Raw genomic sequence first — 16948 nt, 5'->3', positions numbered from 1 at the left:
TTTATTTACAGTTGGCTAAATTTTCCGGTTTCTTACCAGTCTTTTTCCAGCTTTCGCCCTTCCACGCGGACACCTTTTTTCACTTTGTCCTGCACGTTCTTTTCATCCTGCATTGCAGCTCTCAGCAACTGTTCGGCATTTTCCTTCGACATTTGGTTCTGCTGCTGTTGCTGATTCTGCTGTTGCTGATCTTTCTTTTGTTGGTCTTGCTGGTCTTTATTCTGTTGTTTTTCGTCTTGCTTCTGGTCTTGCTTCTGTTGCTGTTGTTGATCCTGTTGCTGATTTTGCTGCTGGTCTTTCAATTGTTTTTGTGCCAAAGCAAGGTTGTAACGCGTTTCATTGTCTTTCGGATTGTTTCGCAAGGCTTCCTTATAAGCTTCAATGCACTGTGGCAACTGTTTCGATGATTGCAGAATGACACCCATATTATGGTAAATCTGTGCCAGCTTCATTTTATCTTTCTCCACATGCCGTGCAGCCTCGTATTGCTCCATTGCCTCCTTGGCCTTTTGTTGCATCAGCAACGAATTTGCCAGATTATACATTGCATCGGTCGACTTTGGCTCCAGTTCCAAAGCCTTACGGTAATCCACTTCTGCCTTCACATAAGTGCTATCTTTGTAAAGCTTGTTGCCACTCCGCAAATAATCGCGTTCGCTTTTCTGACAATAAGCAGCGACCGATACGAGCATGAATCCAAGCAGTAAAATATATCCTTTTCGTCCCATAATCAATCCTGTTTAAATAGTTTCACGTTCTTGAAGAGCGGATTTCTCCGTTCCAGTATCATCAAGTCGACAGCTAGCAAAAGCAAAGCCATCCATGCCAAGACCTGGAATTGTTCGTCAAACTCGGTAAATACTTGTGTCTCCACATCTGCCTTTGCCAATTTGTTGATTTCGGCATTCAAAGCACGTTCGGCATTATTAGTATTATCCACACGTACATACATCCCGTTTCCCGCTTTAGCAATCTCCTGACACATCTGCTCATTTAAACGAGTGATAATGACATTGCCATCTTTATCACGACGATATTCATTATTGCTGCCTGCCGGAATAGGAGCACCATCGGGTGACCCCACTCCCAATACAAACACACGTACTCCTTGCTTGGCTGCCTGTTGTGCAGCTTCCACCGCTCCTCCTTCGTGGTTTTCACCATCAGTAATAAGCACGATGGCACGTCCCACACCCGTATTTGGTGTAAAACTCTTCATTGCCAAGTCAATAGCACCACGAATATCAGTTCCTTGAGTAGAAATAAGCGACGGACTGATGGTTTCCAAAAACATCTTGGCCGATATATAATCACTGGTAATAGGCAACTGGGTAAAGGCCTCACCTGCAAAGACAATCATAGCCACTTTGTCATTGTTGAATGTCTCGACTAAACGTGAAATAAGTTTTTTTGATTTTTCCAGCCTACTGGGTGTCACATCTTCTGCCAGCATTGAATTCGAAATGTCCAGTGCCACGACAGTTTCCACTCCTTGCCGTTTCACAGTTTCCATTTTAGATCCGAATTGCGGACGTGCCAGCATGAATATGACCATTGCCAATGCTGCGAACACCAGCCAAAACTTAACATCGGGACGATACTTCGATACGTCAGGCATCAGATGCGCCAATAATTCCGGATCACCGTACTGACGGATTTTCTTACGCCTGCGCCAGTTGGAATACAAGTACAGTCCAATCAGTACCGGCAATACAAATAGCAAATATAAATATATGGGTTCTCCAAATCGAAACATAGCTTTTCTTTTTTAAGGTATTTTCTTTAATACAGTATTACGCAAGACAAGCTCAAGCAAAATGCACAAGAATGCCACCAAGGCAAAAGGCAGATAAGCCTCCTCACGCTTGCTGAATTCTTTCACGTTCAGTTTGGTCTTTTCCAACTTGTCAATCTCGCGGTAGACTTCTTCCAACTTAGAGTTGCTTGTGGCACGGAAGTAGTTTCCGTTCGTAGTACCAGCTATCTGGATCAGAGTCTGCTCATCTATTTCCACGGGCACGTTCACATATTGGATACCCGCATAAGTAGGCATCGGATAAGGTGCCGTTCCATTTGTTCCCACCCCGATGGTGTACACCCGAATACCGAACTGCTTGGCTATTTCGGCCGCCGTCAGTGGTGAAATATCTCCTCGGTTATTGCTGCCATCAGTCAACAGAATAATCACTTTCGACTTTGCCTTACTGTCCTTCAGGCGACTGATAGAATTCGCAAGCCCCATACCGATAGCTGTTCCGTCCTCAATCAACCCACGTTGTGCAATGTCACCCTTAATGCTGTTGAAAAGATTCAGCAACACAGCATGGTCGATGGTAAGCGGACATTGCGTAAATGCTTCTCCGGCAAAAATAGTCAGCCCAATATTATCGTTGGGACGCCCGTTGATAAATTCGGCAGCTACTTTCTTTGCTGCTTCCAGACGATTGGGTTTCAGGTCTTCGGCAAGCATACTGGTTGAAACGTCAACCGACAGCATGATGTCTATACCTTCTATCTCCGTGTTTTGCCAGTTATCGGTAGTTTGCGGACGCGCCAGCACCAGCACAATCATCACAAAAGCCGCAATGCGCAACAAGAAAGGCGCATGAAGCAAATACAATTTCCAGCTTCGTGGTGCATTCATGTACATGCGGGTCGTGGAGACCTGCATAGTAGGCTCTGTTTTTTTTCTTCGCATAAAATACCACACAATGTAAGGTATCAGCAGGAGCAACAAAAACAGGTATTCAATATTTGCAAAAATCATAGTCTCTACAGTTTAATTAATTAGAAGAACAAATCGATGATATGCCGGACCACCAAGTATATACATACCACAGCACCGATACTTACAACGGCAATGCTACATATCAAGGCGATACGTCCTCGTTTCGAACGTTTTTCTTCTACACGGATTTCGGTCGGTTCTTTCTTTGCATTCGGATCTTCTTCCACCTTGGTCTGGTTTATGAAATCGATGGCATTCACCAAATTCATATCGTTTTCATTCATCAGCGGCGCATGTTTGGCAAACTTCACCAAATCGGCCGTTTCGAATAAGAGTTTCAGGTCGTCAATGGAACGTTGATCTTTTTCTTCCAACAACCGGTCAATAATTTCAGCCGAAGTCATTTCCATCGCATTAAATCCGAAACGCTCCTTGATATATGTACGGATGGCCTCGGTCAACTCCGTATAATACAGCTTCGGGTCATCGCGTTGCACTTGCTTGTCCGCCTTTATCTCTTCTATCTTTTTCATTGCTACCTGATGAGGAGGCAATTTAGGCTCTATCTTGATAATCTTGATAATCGGCTTGTTGTCACGATAGCGTATGACGAGAAATACAGCCAAAGCACCCAATATCAGCATCAGGATACCCGAATAGACCAATGGAGCTACATCGTCCCATGTGATGGGTACTTCACGAATAGCTTTCGGACCGAAGAACTGGTCAGGATGTAACGTGTCTACCGGAATGGAATACACTTTCAATGCCAAAGCTTTCGAAAAATAAGGTGTGCCGTTCACCTTCACTTCGAAGGGAGGTAAATAATACAATGCCGAATCAAACGAAGTAACCGTATATTCCTGCGAAATCAGCCATCGTTTGTTTTCATTCAGCAATTGAGTGTCTGGTTTGGCTACATCCAACACTTCCACACCTCTTACCAACGTATCACGCAGCAAGGGAAGCTGCAACTTCTGATTGGCATCCATACTGACCTGAAGTTTGATTTTCGCCTGCTCACCGATAAGCAGCTGCAACGAGTCGATGGTAGCATCCACCGTCACTTGTGCCTTTACTTCCGGAAAAGCAAAAAACAACAACGCCAGCACGCATCCCAACATTTTCAGCAGCTTCTTGCTACATATATATAATAATGTGTGTTTCATAATCTGTCACTCTCAATTTCGTTTCGCAAATAAAGTAAGCAACGCCTTTACATAATCTTGGTCGGTTCGCACCGAAACCGAATCCACATTACTGTGTGTAAAAATACCGGACAGCTTCTGCTGACGCTCCAACCACCAAGCATGATGAGCATTACGCAAAGCCTTGGACGAAGTGTCTATCCATTGTTCATGACCCGTCTCGGCATCATGTACTTTCATCAATCCCACATTGGGCAATTCTTCCATACGACGGTCATACACTTGCACAGCCACAACATCGTGCTTGCGATTAGCTATGGTCAGCGCATTCTGATAATCGTGCTCATCAATGAAATCGCTCAACATAAAAGCTGTACACCGTTTTTTCAACACGTTAGTCAAGTATTCTATCACACACTGAATATTGGTACGCGTGCTGGTAGGCTGAAAATCCAATAATTCGCGAATGATGTACAAAATGTGCTTACGTCCCTTTTTGGGTGGAATAAACTTTTCGATACGGTCAGAAAAAAAGATAACACCGATTTTATCATTGTTCTGGATGGCAGAGAAAGCCAATGTGGCAGCTATCTCGGTCACCATATCTTTTTTCAACTGATGCACCGTACCAAAATCCAAGCTGTTCGACACATCGACCAACAGCATTACAGTCAGTTCCCGCTCTTCCTCAAACACCTTGACAAAAGGTTTGTCGAAACGAGCGGTCACATTCCAGTCTATGTCGCGCACATCATCTCCGTATTGGTACTCGCGAACTTCAGAAAAAGCCATTCCCCTCCCCTTAAAGGCCGAGTGATATTGTCCTGCAAAGATATTGCTAGACAATCCGCGGGTTTTAATTTCAATCTGACGTACCCGTTTTAACAACTCACTTGTTTCCATCTGTTTCATTTACAATTAACAACCTACAATTTACAATGAACAACTTACCTAATGGAGAAATTACATCCGCTCATTTGTTAATTGCTCCTTGTTAAACCGGTAAAAGGCACGTATGCTTGCACCTGTTTGCGTGTAAGCATACGTCAATTTATAGTGCATAGCAATCAGGGTACTTCTACCTTATTCAGGATCTTGCTGACTATTTCATCCGAAGTGACATTTGTCGCTTCCGCCTCATAAGTCAACCCGATACGGTGCCGCAACACATCGTGTGCAATGGCACGTACATCTTCGGGGATAACGTATCCACGACGCTTGATGAAAGCATAGCTACGTGCAGCCAATGCCAAATTGATGGAGGCACGTGGCGAACCACCAAAACCAATCAGACTTTTCAAGTCTTTCAAATCGTATTTTTCAGGATAACGGGTAGCAAACACAATGTCGGCAATGTATTGCTCGATTTTCTCGTCAAGGTATACCTGACGCACTACCTTACGTGCCTCAATGATATCTTCAGCCTTCAGGATAGGACGCACCTGAATCTTTTCTCCGGAAATATTCTGACGAATGATTTTCTTTTCTTCTTCCAACTTCGGATAGTCAATAATCACCTTCAGCATGAAACGGTCCACTTGTGCTTCAGGTAACGGATAAGTACCCTCCTGTTCTATTGGATTTTGGGTAGCCATTACCAAAAATGGTGAAGGCAGGTCGAACGTCTCTTTGCCCAGTGTCACCTGGCGTTCCTGCATGGCTTCCAGTAAAGCACTCTGCACTTTTGCCGGTGCACGGTTGATTTCATCCGCCAAGATGAAATTGGCAAAAATAGGTCCCTTGTTAGTGACAAACCGTTCATCTTTCTGACTGTATATCATCGTACCAAGGATATCGGCAGGCAATAAGTCCGGAGTAAATTGAACACGGCTATATTTTGAATCTATTAATGAAGCAAGTGTTTTGATTGCCAAAGTCTTTGCCAATCCCGGAACACCTTCCAACAAGATGTGTCCATCCGACAACAAGCCAATCAGCAAGGATTCCACCAAATGTTTCTGTCCTACAATCACTTGGTCCATACCAGTCATCAGGTTAGTAACAAACGCACTTTCGCGTTCTATTCGTTCATTCAATGCACGAATATCAATAGCTTCAGCCATAGTTTTTCTTTATTTTTTATATGTTAAGTATTCTGTTTTTCTTATCGGCCTCAAAAGTACGGCATAATATTAACAGGAACAACTAATTTTTATTAAAAAAAGTAGCTGCCTTTCTGCATTTAAATCTTATTGGACTAAAGTTTTTTAAAATGGTCTTCATCGCTTCGGAACCAGCTTCGGAACACGTATGGAAGTACCTACAGGAATATCGTTGACATCTTTCAATATTTCCCGGTTGTAACGGGCAAGGTAAGTCCACAAATTCTTGTTACCATAATATCGCAAAGCAAGACGAGCCAAACTCTCTCCCCTGCGAAGTGTATGCGTGGCCAGTGTTCCTACAATATCATAGCGTACTGTATCCGACAAACAGAGCGGAGAAGATGGCAATCCGACCGTTTCACGATGTTTAGAAGCAGGCAAGCTGTCTACTGTCATAGCCTGTTCAGACACAACCGTACCCTTCGGTTCTTGTCGTGTTTCAGACAACACCTTTACTACTGAGTCAGGTATATATCGTCTGCCGGAAAACAAGACCCAACCCATAACACCGCCTATAATAACACCGATCAATAAAACGGAAGCAATAAAACACCAAGGCAAGCGCGGTTTCTGTTTTTGTTTTTCTACATCAAAGCGGTTTTCCGGAAACAAAGGTACAGGCTCATACTTCTCTTCTTCTGTTTCCGGCTTCATACCTTCTGTCTGTTGCAACGGTTCCGGATGTACTTCCGGTTCAAACGCAGCAGGTTCTCTTTCATCCGAAGCAGGAATTTCCATCTGTGCCTCTTCCGAGGCAATGGCTTTCTCTTCTTCCTCTATCATATCATCGAAATGAGCAGACTCATTCAACAGAACGGTTTCAAAGTGACTGAACGGCTTGTTGACCAACTCACGCATAGATACATCCGGCATAAACGAAAGACACGATCTTCCAGCATTCCCGTCATCAGAATCTATCAGCTTGAAGGTTCCCAAACCTTTAATTTTCACATATTTGTCGGTTGCCAATGTTTCTTTTATCAAGGCGAAAAAAGCTTCGACAAACGCTTCTGCATCTGCCTCTTCCATCTGGTGGCGTTGCGCCAACAACATCACCAGTTCTTCTTTTGTGAATTTATCATCCATTAGCAAACGAACTGTTTTTATGTTTTTCTAACTCATAAGAAGCCGGTTCAAATATCAATACAAGTTTCGGAGGTACCAAAAAACGTTGCTTGGACGCCGGGTTATACACAATCCGTTCCAACTCTTTCTTTACACTGAATGTACCGAAACCGTCGAAATCCAGCCTTTTCCCTTCCTGTAACTGTTCGCCCATAATGTCTACCATCGAAGCAATTAACTGTGCTGCATCCTTATTGGTATATCCCAACCGGCGTGACAATTCTCCTGTCAACTCCTTGTTATTCATAGTCTTGTTTTACGCTAGAATTTCCGATAACAGTTGACGAGCTGACAAAGTAGAAAACCTTGCCAACTCGTCAACCGTTAATTATCAACTAATTATTTCAGCATATAAATCAAAATCATCGGCATCATAAACTTTCACGCGGTGAAAAGAACCTATATGCAAGATTTTGCCTTCATCTTTCACCAATACTTCAGGATCTACCTCTGGCGAATCAAATTCGGTCCGGCCCACATAATATTCACCTTCTCTACGGTCGATAATAATCTGGAATTCTTTACCGATTTTGGCATGACACTGCTCGTTTGAAATTTCCTGCTGAATTGCCATCAGTTCGTCCAGCCGGCGCTGCTTCACTTCTTCCGCAACATCGTCTTTATAGTGGCGTGCCGAATACGTACCCTCTTCTTCCGAATAGGCAAATGCCCCCATACGTTCGAACCGGGCATGACGCACAAACTCTTTCAACTCCTCGAAATCTTGCTCAGTCTCACCTGGAAATCCTACCATCAACGTGGTACGCAAATGAATACCCGGCACTTCATGGCGGAACTGCTCAATCAAAGCATAGGTTTCTTCTTTCGTAACATGACGGCGCATCCGTTGTAACATATTATCACTGATGTGTTGCAAGGCAATATCCATGTACTTGCACACATTACTGTGCTCACGCATCACACGAAACAAATCTTGCGGGAAATGTGCCGGATAAGCATAATGCAGGCGAATCCATTTCACACCCGGAATTTCAGCCATCTGTTCAATCAATTGCGGAAGCATTTGCTTCTTATAAAGGTCAATACCGTAATAAGTCAGCTCTTGCGCTATCACCTGAAACTCTTTCACTCCTTGTGCAACAAGCAGGCGCACTTCATCCATAATTTCCTCCATCGGGCGCGAGACATGCTTGCCTGTAATGATAGGTATGGCACAATAGGCACATTTCCGGTCACACCCTTCCGAAATCTTCAGGTATGCATAATGCTTGGGAGTTGTCAAGTGACGTTCGATGGCATATTCAGAATGGAAAGTCTTACCCAAATCGGCAAGCAACTCGTTCCAGTTAAACTTTCCGTAAAACTTATCCACCTGAGGAATTTCCACTTGCAAATCTTTCAAGTAACGCTCTGACAAACACCCCATAACGTAGAGTTTCTTCAACCGCCCTTCTTCTTTAGCTTGGCAAAATTCTAAAATCATGTTGACAGACTCTTCCTTGGCATCGCCGATAAACCCACAAGTGTTGATGACCGCAATTTCTCCTTGTGGATTTTCACTGTCATGTGTCACCCTATAACCGTTCAATTCAAGCTGCTTCATCAGTTTTTCCGAATCAACCAGGTTCTTCGAACAGCCCAAAGTGATGATATCAATCGTATTTTTTCTCATTCAACTTTACTTATTTGTTTCCAAACAGTGAATCCACAAATTCGCGGCGGCGGAATATCTGCAAATCTTCCATGCCTTCGCCCAGCCCGATGTATTTCACTGGAATCTTAAACTGGTCAGAAATACCGATTACGACACCTCCTTTGGCAGTCCCGTCCAGCTTGGTAATAGCCATTGCATTGACTTCTGTTGCCAATGTAAACTGTTTAGCCTGCTCGAAAGCATTCTGTCCCGTAGAACCATCAAGCACCAGCAACACTTCATGAGGAGCATCAGGCACCACCTTCTTCATCACATTCTTGATTTTGGTCAATTCGTTCATCAGGCCGATTTTATTGTGCAGTCGTCCAGCCGTATCAATGATGACCACGTCGGCATGATTTGCCACCGCCGAACTTAATGTGTCAAATGCCACCGAAGCAGGATCGGAACCCATCTTCTGCTTTATAACAGGCACCCCTACCCGTTCGCCCCATATCACGAGTTGTTCTACAGCAGCTGCACGGAAAGTATCGGCAGCTCCCAAATAGACCGACTTGCCGGCTTTCTTAAACTGATAGGCAAGCTTGCCGATAGTGGTGGTCTTTCCTACTCCGTTTACGCCCACTACCATGATGACGTATGGCGTCTTTCCTGCGGGAATATCAAAATCATCTGCATCTACCGTATTGTTTTCAGTCAGCAGGGCTGCTATTTCCTCACGCAAGATGTTGTTCAGTTCTTCGGTATTGATGTATTTGTCTTGTGCCACACGCTTCTCGATGCGCTTGATGATTTTCAGCGTGGTTTCCACACCTACGTCCGAAGTAATCAGCACTTCTTCCAGATTGTCCAGCACTTCGTCATCTACCTTGGATTTGCCTGCCACAGCCCGGGCTATCTTGCTAAACACGCTCTGCTTGGTTTTCGACAATCCTTTGTCCAACGTTTCCTTCTTTTCCTTCGAGAAAAAACTAAATATTCCCATACGATATGTCTTTATGTTATCTGCTATGTTTGTGCAAATATACGGATTTTTCTCTAAAACAAACGAATGAGTTTATTAGTTTGTCAAGGCAAACACATCTAAATTATACAGATTATCCGATTCCGGAAAAAAGATTATCCCATTTTAGAAAGAGGATTATCTGCTTCAATACAAAATCTGCCCTTAAAAATCGTACCGTACATGAATGAAACAAAAAAGCCTTGCGGCTTCCGGCGTTTATTACAACGGCAGATAGCTGCAAGGCTTCATTGAAAATCTATATCAAATAAATCAATATCCCGGGTTTTGAGTCCAATGCGGATAGGTATTCAGCACATCTCTGTGCAAGGGGAATATACGACAAGTCTTTTCGAAACGTGCTGTCGGGAAATCTTTCTTATGGAAACCATATTCGTTTTCAAACGTTCCGAAACGAATCATATCATTTCTACGCCAGTTTTCATCAAAAAATTCCCTTCCACGTTCGTCCAACAAATCTTGCAAAGAAGGAGTTGTAGCCAGAAGTGGAGCCTGGGCATATTCCCGGATTTGATTGAACAGACTCATCGCTGTCTCACCATTAGTAGCCGTACCACCTCGAACAATGGCTTCCGCCTTTGTCAGCAAGATATCTGCATAACGGAATATCGGCAAGTCATTCGACTGGTTTCTGCCATTCTTGTAATCGTCATCAATCACAAAAAACTTCACCGAACGGTAGCCTTGGCTATATCCTTTCGTGTTATCACCTACTCCCAATTGCACATCGTCAGGGATTTCAAGCGAAACGGTTTGAGTCAGCACAATAGGTTTGCCGTTTTCATCCAAAGCTATTTCCGAAGTCGGCTGGTAAGTATTCGGGTCATAAACATGTACAGTATCGCCAATTACGCTGTTATTACGTATGTCTCCTTCCAAACAGAAAAGACGTGAGAATTCAGGATTCATCGTAATATATCCGCCTGCAGAATTGCTTAACTTCATACCATAATAACTTTTTTCAACATCTCCTGCATTCTTCCAGGTACGTGCCCGCCCGTATTGCATACCTGTAGCAGTATATGTATCATACGGCATGGCATAGATAAAATCTTCTACTTGCGAACCATTATCGGGGCCAAACTTTTCAGCGTAAGGCATTGAACCTAAATTGAATTTGCCGGATGCGATAATATCATCACAGATTCTGATACAATCATTCAGTTTTTCATTCTCAGCTGTAGCAGCTTCATATTGCTCAACCGAAGAAGCTGTATACACAGCCCAGTTGATATACAACTTTGCCAACAAAGCTTCTGCCATCCATTTAGTCGGCTTACCATAGGTATTGTCACTGACTTCATCGGTGAGTTGAGGAATGATTTCCAATAATTCGCTTTCAATCCAACGGGCGACTTCTGCACGTGGAGCACGTACTACTTCATCATTCGTTACAGGCAGGTAATCCAAAATAGGCACATCTCCCCAGCAGTCCATAATAATGAAAGTGAAAAAAGCACGCATTGCCCGCGCAGGAGCGATATCGGCAGGGGCTGCTTCTTCGCCTCCCAAATCACGGATTACCGTATTGGCTTTGGTAATGCCGCTGATAACCGTAGGCATCCAGTCAATCGATGCGTCTTCTGTTCTAAAATCGTGAAGGCTCGGATGGGAATAACAACCACTGTCGTACCAGCCTCCTCCGTATGAAACAGCTGTATATTCATCGCTCGACAAAGACATCGCTTCCATATAACGACGTCCGAATACATCACGCAAATGGAAATAAACATCCGCGTTCTTCGCCTCTACTGCAATATCATTTATTGGATATTGAGTATATTGAGACTCTATATTTACATCCAAGTCTGTACATCCAGCAAGTAAAGCGGCAGTACAAATAGCATATAATGATTTTATATTCATTTTCATAATTGTAAGTCTGTTGATAATTAGAAATTAACTTTTAAACCAATCATAGTGGTACGGGTATGCGGATAAGCGCTCCAACGGTAATCAACACCAGGAGCTAAGCCACCCATGTTTACTTCAGGATCAAGCCCCTTATAACTAGTGATAGTGAATACATTGTTGCAAGTAATGTATAATTGTGCATTCTTCAACCAATTGTCAAAGTTCTTGAACGTATACCCCAACGTCAGAGTGGACAGACGAAGGTATGAACCGTTTTCAATGAAACGGTCAGAAGGACGATTATTAGATGTATCTGTAGCCGGACGTTCGTAAAGGAATTCTCTCAGCACATTCTTACCGTTCGAAAAGTTTTCCGGACTGGTATAGTTAGCACGTGAACCATTGTAGATATCATTGCCGAATACACCGGTAAAGAATACCGTTGCATACCAATTCTTCCAAGAGAAAGTGTTATTCCATCCAAAGTTCAGCTTGGGTTGTGCGCAACCGGTAATGGTACGGTCCTTATCGCTGGGGTCAGTGGTCGTTTCTCCCGTACGTTCTCCTGTTTCTTCATCTCTTACATAATAAGTAGCGATTCCGTTTTCATTATATCCGGCAAATTCAAAGGTATAGAATGTTCCGAGAGGTTCACCTTCCAGAATACGTTGGGTATAGCCATTGGCAGAAACACCGGCTACCATCGGGTCACCCTGTGTAAATAAAGACACTTCGAATTGATCGTTTGACAATCTGTCTACAGTATTTTTATTGTGAGACAAGGTAACCGTCGTGCTCCATTCGAAATCCCGAGTACGTACAGGAACAGCATTAATAGAAAATTCGATACCTTGATTGGTTATTTCACCTACATTGGCCTGGATATCGCCGAATGGATAAAGACTGGTAGAAACCGGATAATTCCAAATCAAGTCCTTGGTCTTTTTGTTATACCATTCGATGGTACCATTCAAACGGCCGTTGAAGAAAGCATAATCGATACCGATGTTAAACATTCCGGTAGATTCCCATTTCAAGTCAGGATTGGCGTTCTTGGTAGCCGCCAGCGTACGCCAACTCTTGCCGTTGTAAGTAAAGAAGCCCGATGCACCGTAGGTTTCATACGGGGTATAAGCTCCGAAGCCCAAAGCATTACCGCTGACACCATATCCCAAACGAAGTTTCAGGTTACTAATCACATCTTGGTGCTTCATGAAATCTTCTTCCGTAATGTTCCAGGCAACACTGACTGATGGAAATGTACCCCAACGGTTATTTTTGCCAAACACAGAAGAACCATCACGACGGATAGTAGCCTGAATCATATACTTGCTGTTGTATGAATAACCCACACGACCATAGAATGAGATATTGCGGACTGTCTCTTTGGTTCCACTTTCTATAGCAGGAATGCCGTCAATAGTACTTGCATAAGTCAACTGATTCCATTTCAACACATCATCATAAAAATCGTGCACAGTCAGCCCAAAGCCATCATTTGACATCCTTTCTTCCCATGAATAACCTGCCATGATAGACAATTTATGTGCATCATTGATAGTTGTATCATAATTTCCGTAAGTTTCGAAAATGTGTTCATGCCCGAAGTAAGTATTACGCTTCGCCTGGCCGTTCTGCGCGTTGATACCCGGCTGCTGTGTGTTGTGGGTATGATATTCGCTGTAAGTGCGCTGGTTGTTGGTGAATGAGTAGTTGGCACTCCATTTCAAACCTTTGACAATTTCCAAAGTGGCCTTACTGATGAGTTGTGTGTTTTTATAGATTGTTTCAGAAGTATCTTCATAAATCAGCGACAATGGATTTATGTTCTGGCTGCCCGAAGCCTGTGTCCAGTTCCCATCATCGCGAACCGGAAGCATCGGAGAAAAATAATTCATGGCATCCAATACAGACACACCTTCATCATCCATGGGTACACCTACGCCTTTCCCGTAACGAGAATTAACGCCCACCGACAGTTCCAGGCGGTCTTTAAGCACCCTAGTGGTAAGCAAAGAACGTATATTCAAGCGATCCATATCTGTACCTAAAATGACACCTTGACGATTTTGGTAATTGATACTTGCCATATAAGTTGTCTTTTCTGAACCACCATTGATAGAAACATTGTGATTATGGCTGACTGCTGTACGAAGCACTTCATCTTGCCAATCAGTATTGGCACCCATATCATTAGATAATGTCAGACCGTTTTTTTCGGCATATGCCCGAAGTTCATCGGCCGTAGCCATATCCATTTTTTTTAAAATCTTGTCAAAAGCTACATAACCGCTATAAGTGACATTGGTACGTCCTTTTTTCCCCTTCTTGGTATTGATGATAATAACACCATTGGCAGCCTTTGAGCCATAAATAGCTGTTGCTGTTGCATCACGAAGCACATCAATACTTTCAATATCATCTGGAGCAACCATGGAAATATCAACGCCCGGAATACCGTCGATTACATAATACGGCTGCATGGCAGCACCTTCACGCAAAGAAGAAGCACCACGCAAGGTTATACTCGGACTTCCGTTCGGGTCGCCGCTAGTGGTAATGGCTAAACCCGGAACTTTACCTTGTAATAACTGGGCGGGATCTGAGTAAACACCCACATTCAAATCTTCAGCTTTGATGGTGGTAATCGAACTGGTTACATCTTTACGCTGCATAGAACCATAGCCGATAACTACGACTTCTTCCAGCATCTGGTCATCTTCCTGCATGGTTACATTAATGGTATTGGAGCGTACTTTAATTTCTTGGGAAAGATAACCAATGTAAGAAAACACCAAAGTCTTGCCTTGAAGTACATTGATGGAAAACTTTCCGTCCATATCGGTAATACTACCATTTGTGGTTCCTTTTTCCACTACACTCACGCCTATCAGCGGTTCGCCAGTCTTATCCTTTACAATACCTGTCACCGCATTTTGGGCAAATGCATACATACTCACTAAAAGAAAAACCGCGAGAGAAAACAGGTTTCTCCGCGTCTGCCTGTTTGTTACTAGTTTGCTTTGCATAAATTTGTATAGATTTAATTAATTAACTATTCAATGGCAAAATTAAACATATTCTGTAACACTTATTACATTGATGGCATAATTTTTTCTAACCGAAGTTATTTTTAATAAAATTTACGTCACTAAAAACACTGTAAGCATGCATCGGATTCTTTTTGGTTAACATTCTTTTAATATTACAGATTCACATGGAGAAAGCAATACAAGTTTTTTATAGCCAATCAGAAATAAAATGCGAAAAATCATTTGTCATGCTGAGTGCCCATTTCCAATGGAAACTCCATTCGATTATGACAATACATCAAGAATTTTTTCGCAAATCAATTTTGTTCTACTATAGAAACTGTCTTGAATTTATCGCGTGCTGATTTGGGATGAGTTTTTAAGGCTGCGTATAGATACTAAAAAAAAACTCCTTTCGAAATCGAAAGGAGTTTTAATGATATAATTAACTCTAATTAAAGCCTTATTTCTTAAAAAAGTCCTGAACTTTTTCATTAGGTACCATCTGTTCGTCAAAAACATAAGCACCAGTCTTCGGCGACTTAACCATTTTGATAACCTTTGTATAAGAACGGCCTTCTTTTCCTGTCTGAAGGGTTGCGACTGTTTTCTTTGCCATGGTGTCTTATTATTTAATTTCTTTGTGAACTGTTACTCTTTTCAAAATAGGATTGTATTTCTTCAATTCCAATCTCTCGGGTGTATTCTTTCTATTCTTCGTAGTGATGTAACGAGAAGTACCCGGCATACCACTATCTTTCATTTCAGTGCATTCCAAGATTACTTGCACTCTGTTGCCTTTAGCTTTCTTAGCCATACTTTTACTCTCCTTTTAATTAACCAACGATTTTGATAGTTTTCCAATCACAGTAACCTTTCGCAACAGCTTCATTCAGTGCTGCATCCAGCCCTTTCTTATTAATAATTCTCAAGCCGTTAGCACTAATCTTCAGGCTAATCCAGCAATCTTGTTCTACATAGTAGAATTTTTTTGTAAACAAGTTCACATCGAACGTTCTTTTCGTTCTTCTTTTTGAGTGTGAAACGTTGTTGCCAATCATGGCTTTCTTTCCGGTAATTTGACAAATTTTCGACATTTCTATCTAGTTTTTATAGTTTTATTTCTATGCTCCTTAAAACGGAGTGCAAAGTAAGCGGTTTTATTTTACATATGCAAGTTTTTCTTCAATAAATTGCCTTTTATTGCTCATTTTCTTTGTTTTGGCAAATAGAGAGCAACAGTTGAAGCACATTTTTAGTAGCAAACTGGATATTTTTGTCGCGTCCCTCGTCTTCTGTCAGCTTGAGTGTCATAATTTTGTCTTTACTCCCGGCTGCCAGCCAAATGGTACCGACAGGCTTCTCGGGAGTACCTCCACCCGGTCCGGCAATGCCCGATGTAGCCATGGCATAATCAGTCCCAAAAGTATCAATAGCTCCCTTCACCATTTCGATTACGGTTTCTTCACTCACCGCTCCGCATGCCTGAAGGGTTTCCGCTTTTACATGCAACAAGTTTTCCTTCACTTCATCGGCATATGCTACCACTCCACCTTTATAAAAACGTGAGCTACCGGGTACTGCCGTAATGATGGCTGCTACATTTCCGGCCGTACAACTTTCTGCAGTTGCCAATGTATAACCTTCTCTCCAAAAGATTTCGCTGATTTCCTTGCTCAGCTTTTTAGTTTCTACTGACATGTCCTTTATCTGTTTTTTAGTTAATAACTTCGTCCAGGAGTCAAAAGCCAATAGCCAGACTTTCGAAAACCGGCATAAAAAGGATTGCTTCTGATTTCCTTCAACTCCTTATTATATTATATTAATAATATCTGCAAACAGCCAATATATACCCCCTAAAAAAGAACATATACTGCATCGGCAGTTGAATATATACTGCATCTGCGATTGAATATATACTGCATCGGCAGTTGGATATATCTTCATCGGCGAACGCAGTACTACTGCGTTTTTAACCCGAACAAACTGGCTATGCAGACATTCATCAGAAACTGTTTAAAATTTCCAATAAAGCAATATTATATCAGGTCCTTTTGAGCTTGCTACCGGTCTGTTTTCCCGGTTTTATCCGGAAAGTAACCACCTCATCCCTGTATAAATCAGAAAAGCAGCCCCGATTATGTCCAGAAACTGTTTTGAATTTCTACAGAAAGTCTCTCAAAACAAACCTGAGCAAATTTCAAACAGGTTCTAAGAAGCTGTTTTGAATTTCTCCAAAAAGTTTTTCTTGGCTTGATGTATCCGTTTTCGTGTGTGCTTTGGGCGATTTTTTGGTCCTTTTCGCTCCTGTTCTTCG

16 protein-coding genes are annotated in these 16948 nt (G+C 42.5%); all 16 read right to left on the bottom strand.

Going from position 1 to position 16948, the window contains the following annotated elements; all coding sequences use genetic code 11:
• Window positions 1-32: 32 nt before the first annotated feature.
• Complete coding sequence (locus B5F71_RS10400) at window positions 33-728, bottom strand: tetratricopeptide repeat protein (RefSeq protein WP_087209968.1); 696 nt, start codon at window positions 726-728, stop codon at window positions 33-35.
• Window positions 729-730: 2 nt separating this feature from the next.
• Window positions 731-1756: a VWA domain-containing protein gene (locus tag B5F71_RS10395; RefSeq protein ID WP_022040014.1), complete on the bottom strand. Its 1026-nt coding sequence runs from the start codon at window positions 1754-1756 to the stop codon at window positions 731-733.
• Between the two features lie 12 nt (window positions 1757-1768).
• On the bottom strand, window positions 1769-2767 hold the full coding sequence (locus tag B5F71_RS10390) for a VWA domain-containing protein (protein WP_022040013.1): 999 nt from the start codon (window positions 2765-2767) through the stop codon (window positions 1769-1771).
• A 20-nt stretch (window positions 2768-2787) separates the two neighbouring features.
• Window positions 2788-3852, bottom strand: a complete 1065-nt coding sequence (locus B5F71_RS10385) for a BatD family protein (protein WP_087209993.1) — start codon at window positions 3850-3852, stop codon at window positions 2788-2790.
• Window positions 3853-3909: 57 nt separating this feature from the next.
• On the bottom strand, window positions 3910-4779 hold the full coding sequence (locus B5F71_RS10380) for a DUF58 domain-containing protein (RefSeq protein ID WP_022040011.1): 870 nt from the start codon (window positions 4777-4779) through the stop codon (window positions 3910-3912).
• Between the two features lie 164 nt (window positions 4780-4943).
• The gene (locus B5F71_RS10375) at window positions 4944-5939 is read right to left on the bottom strand and encodes an AAA family ATPase (protein WP_022040010.1); all 996 of its coding nucleotides are present in this window, start codon (window positions 5937-5939) and stop codon (window positions 4944-4946) included.
• Between the two features lie 156 nt (window positions 5940-6095).
• Entirely contained in the window at window positions 6096-7067 is a 972-nt protein-coding gene (locus B5F71_RS10370; RefSeq protein ID WP_087209966.1) for an HU family DNA-binding protein, read from the bottom strand.
• Window positions 7060-7353, bottom strand: a complete 294-nt coding sequence (locus B5F71_RS10365; RefSeq protein ID WP_022040008.1) for an HU family DNA-binding protein — start codon at window positions 7351-7353, stop codon at window positions 7060-7062. The genes B5F71_RS10370 and B5F71_RS10365 overlap by 8 nt, the downstream gene beginning before the upstream one ends.
• Window positions 7354-7437: 84 nt before the next feature.
• Window positions 7438-8739 carry a 30S ribosomal protein S12 methylthiotransferase RimO gene (gene rimO, locus B5F71_RS10360; RefSeq protein ID WP_087209964.1) on the bottom strand — a complete coding sequence of 434 codons (1302 nt, stop codon included), beginning with the start codon at window positions 8737-8739 and terminating at the stop codon, window positions 7438-7440.
• 10 nt (window positions 8740-8749) lie between these two features.
• A complete protein-coding gene (gene ftsY / locus B5F71_RS10355) occupies window positions 8750-9706 on the bottom strand; it encodes a signal recognition particle-docking protein FtsY (protein WP_022040006.1) in 957 nt (318 codons plus the stop codon).
• 291 nt (window positions 9707-9997) lie between these two features.
• The gene (locus B5F71_RS10350; RefSeq protein WP_087209959.1) at window positions 9998-11617 is read right to left on the bottom strand and encodes a RagB/SusD family nutrient uptake outer membrane protein; all 1620 of its coding nucleotides are present in this window, start codon (window positions 11615-11617) and stop codon (window positions 9998-10000) included.
• A gap of 20 nt (window positions 11618-11637) precedes the next feature.
• Entirely contained in the window at window positions 11638-14553 is a 2916-nt protein-coding gene (locus B5F71_RS10345) for a TonB-dependent receptor (protein ID WP_225226406.1), read from the bottom strand.
• Window positions 14554-15094: 541 nt separating this feature from the next.
• Window positions 15095-15250 (bottom strand): DUF4295 domain-containing protein, encoded by a 156-nt coding sequence (locus B5F71_RS10340; RefSeq protein WP_007558249.1) that lies wholly within the window; start codon window positions 15248-15250, stop codon window positions 15095-15097.
• Between the two features lie 9 nt (window positions 15251-15259).
• Window positions 15260-15448, bottom strand: coding sequence for a 50S ribosomal protein L33 (rpmG, locus tag B5F71_RS10335; protein ID WP_013616632.1), 189 nt, complete (start codon window positions 15446-15448; stop codon window positions 15260-15262).
• A gap of 19 nt (window positions 15449-15467) precedes the next feature.
• A complete protein-coding gene (gene rpmB, locus B5F71_RS10330; protein ID WP_022040002.1) occupies window positions 15468-15728 on the bottom strand; it encodes a 50S ribosomal protein L28 in 261 nt (86 codons plus the stop codon).
• Window positions 15729-15831: 103 nt separating this feature from the next.
• Window positions 15832-16332, bottom strand: coding sequence for a CinA family protein (locus tag B5F71_RS10325; RefSeq protein WP_022040001.1), 501 nt, complete (start codon window positions 16330-16332; stop codon window positions 15832-15834).
• Between the last annotated feature and the right edge of the window lie 616 nt (window positions 16333-16948).

Source organism: Bacteroides sp. An269, assembly GCF_002159755.1.
GTDB classification, from domain to species: domain Bacteria; phylum Bacteroidota; class Bacteroidia; order Bacteroidales; family Bacteroidaceae; genus Phocaeicola; species Phocaeicola intestinalis.
Note: the sequence above shows the minus strand (reverse complement) of the source record. Positions and strands in the feature narration are given on the sequence as shown.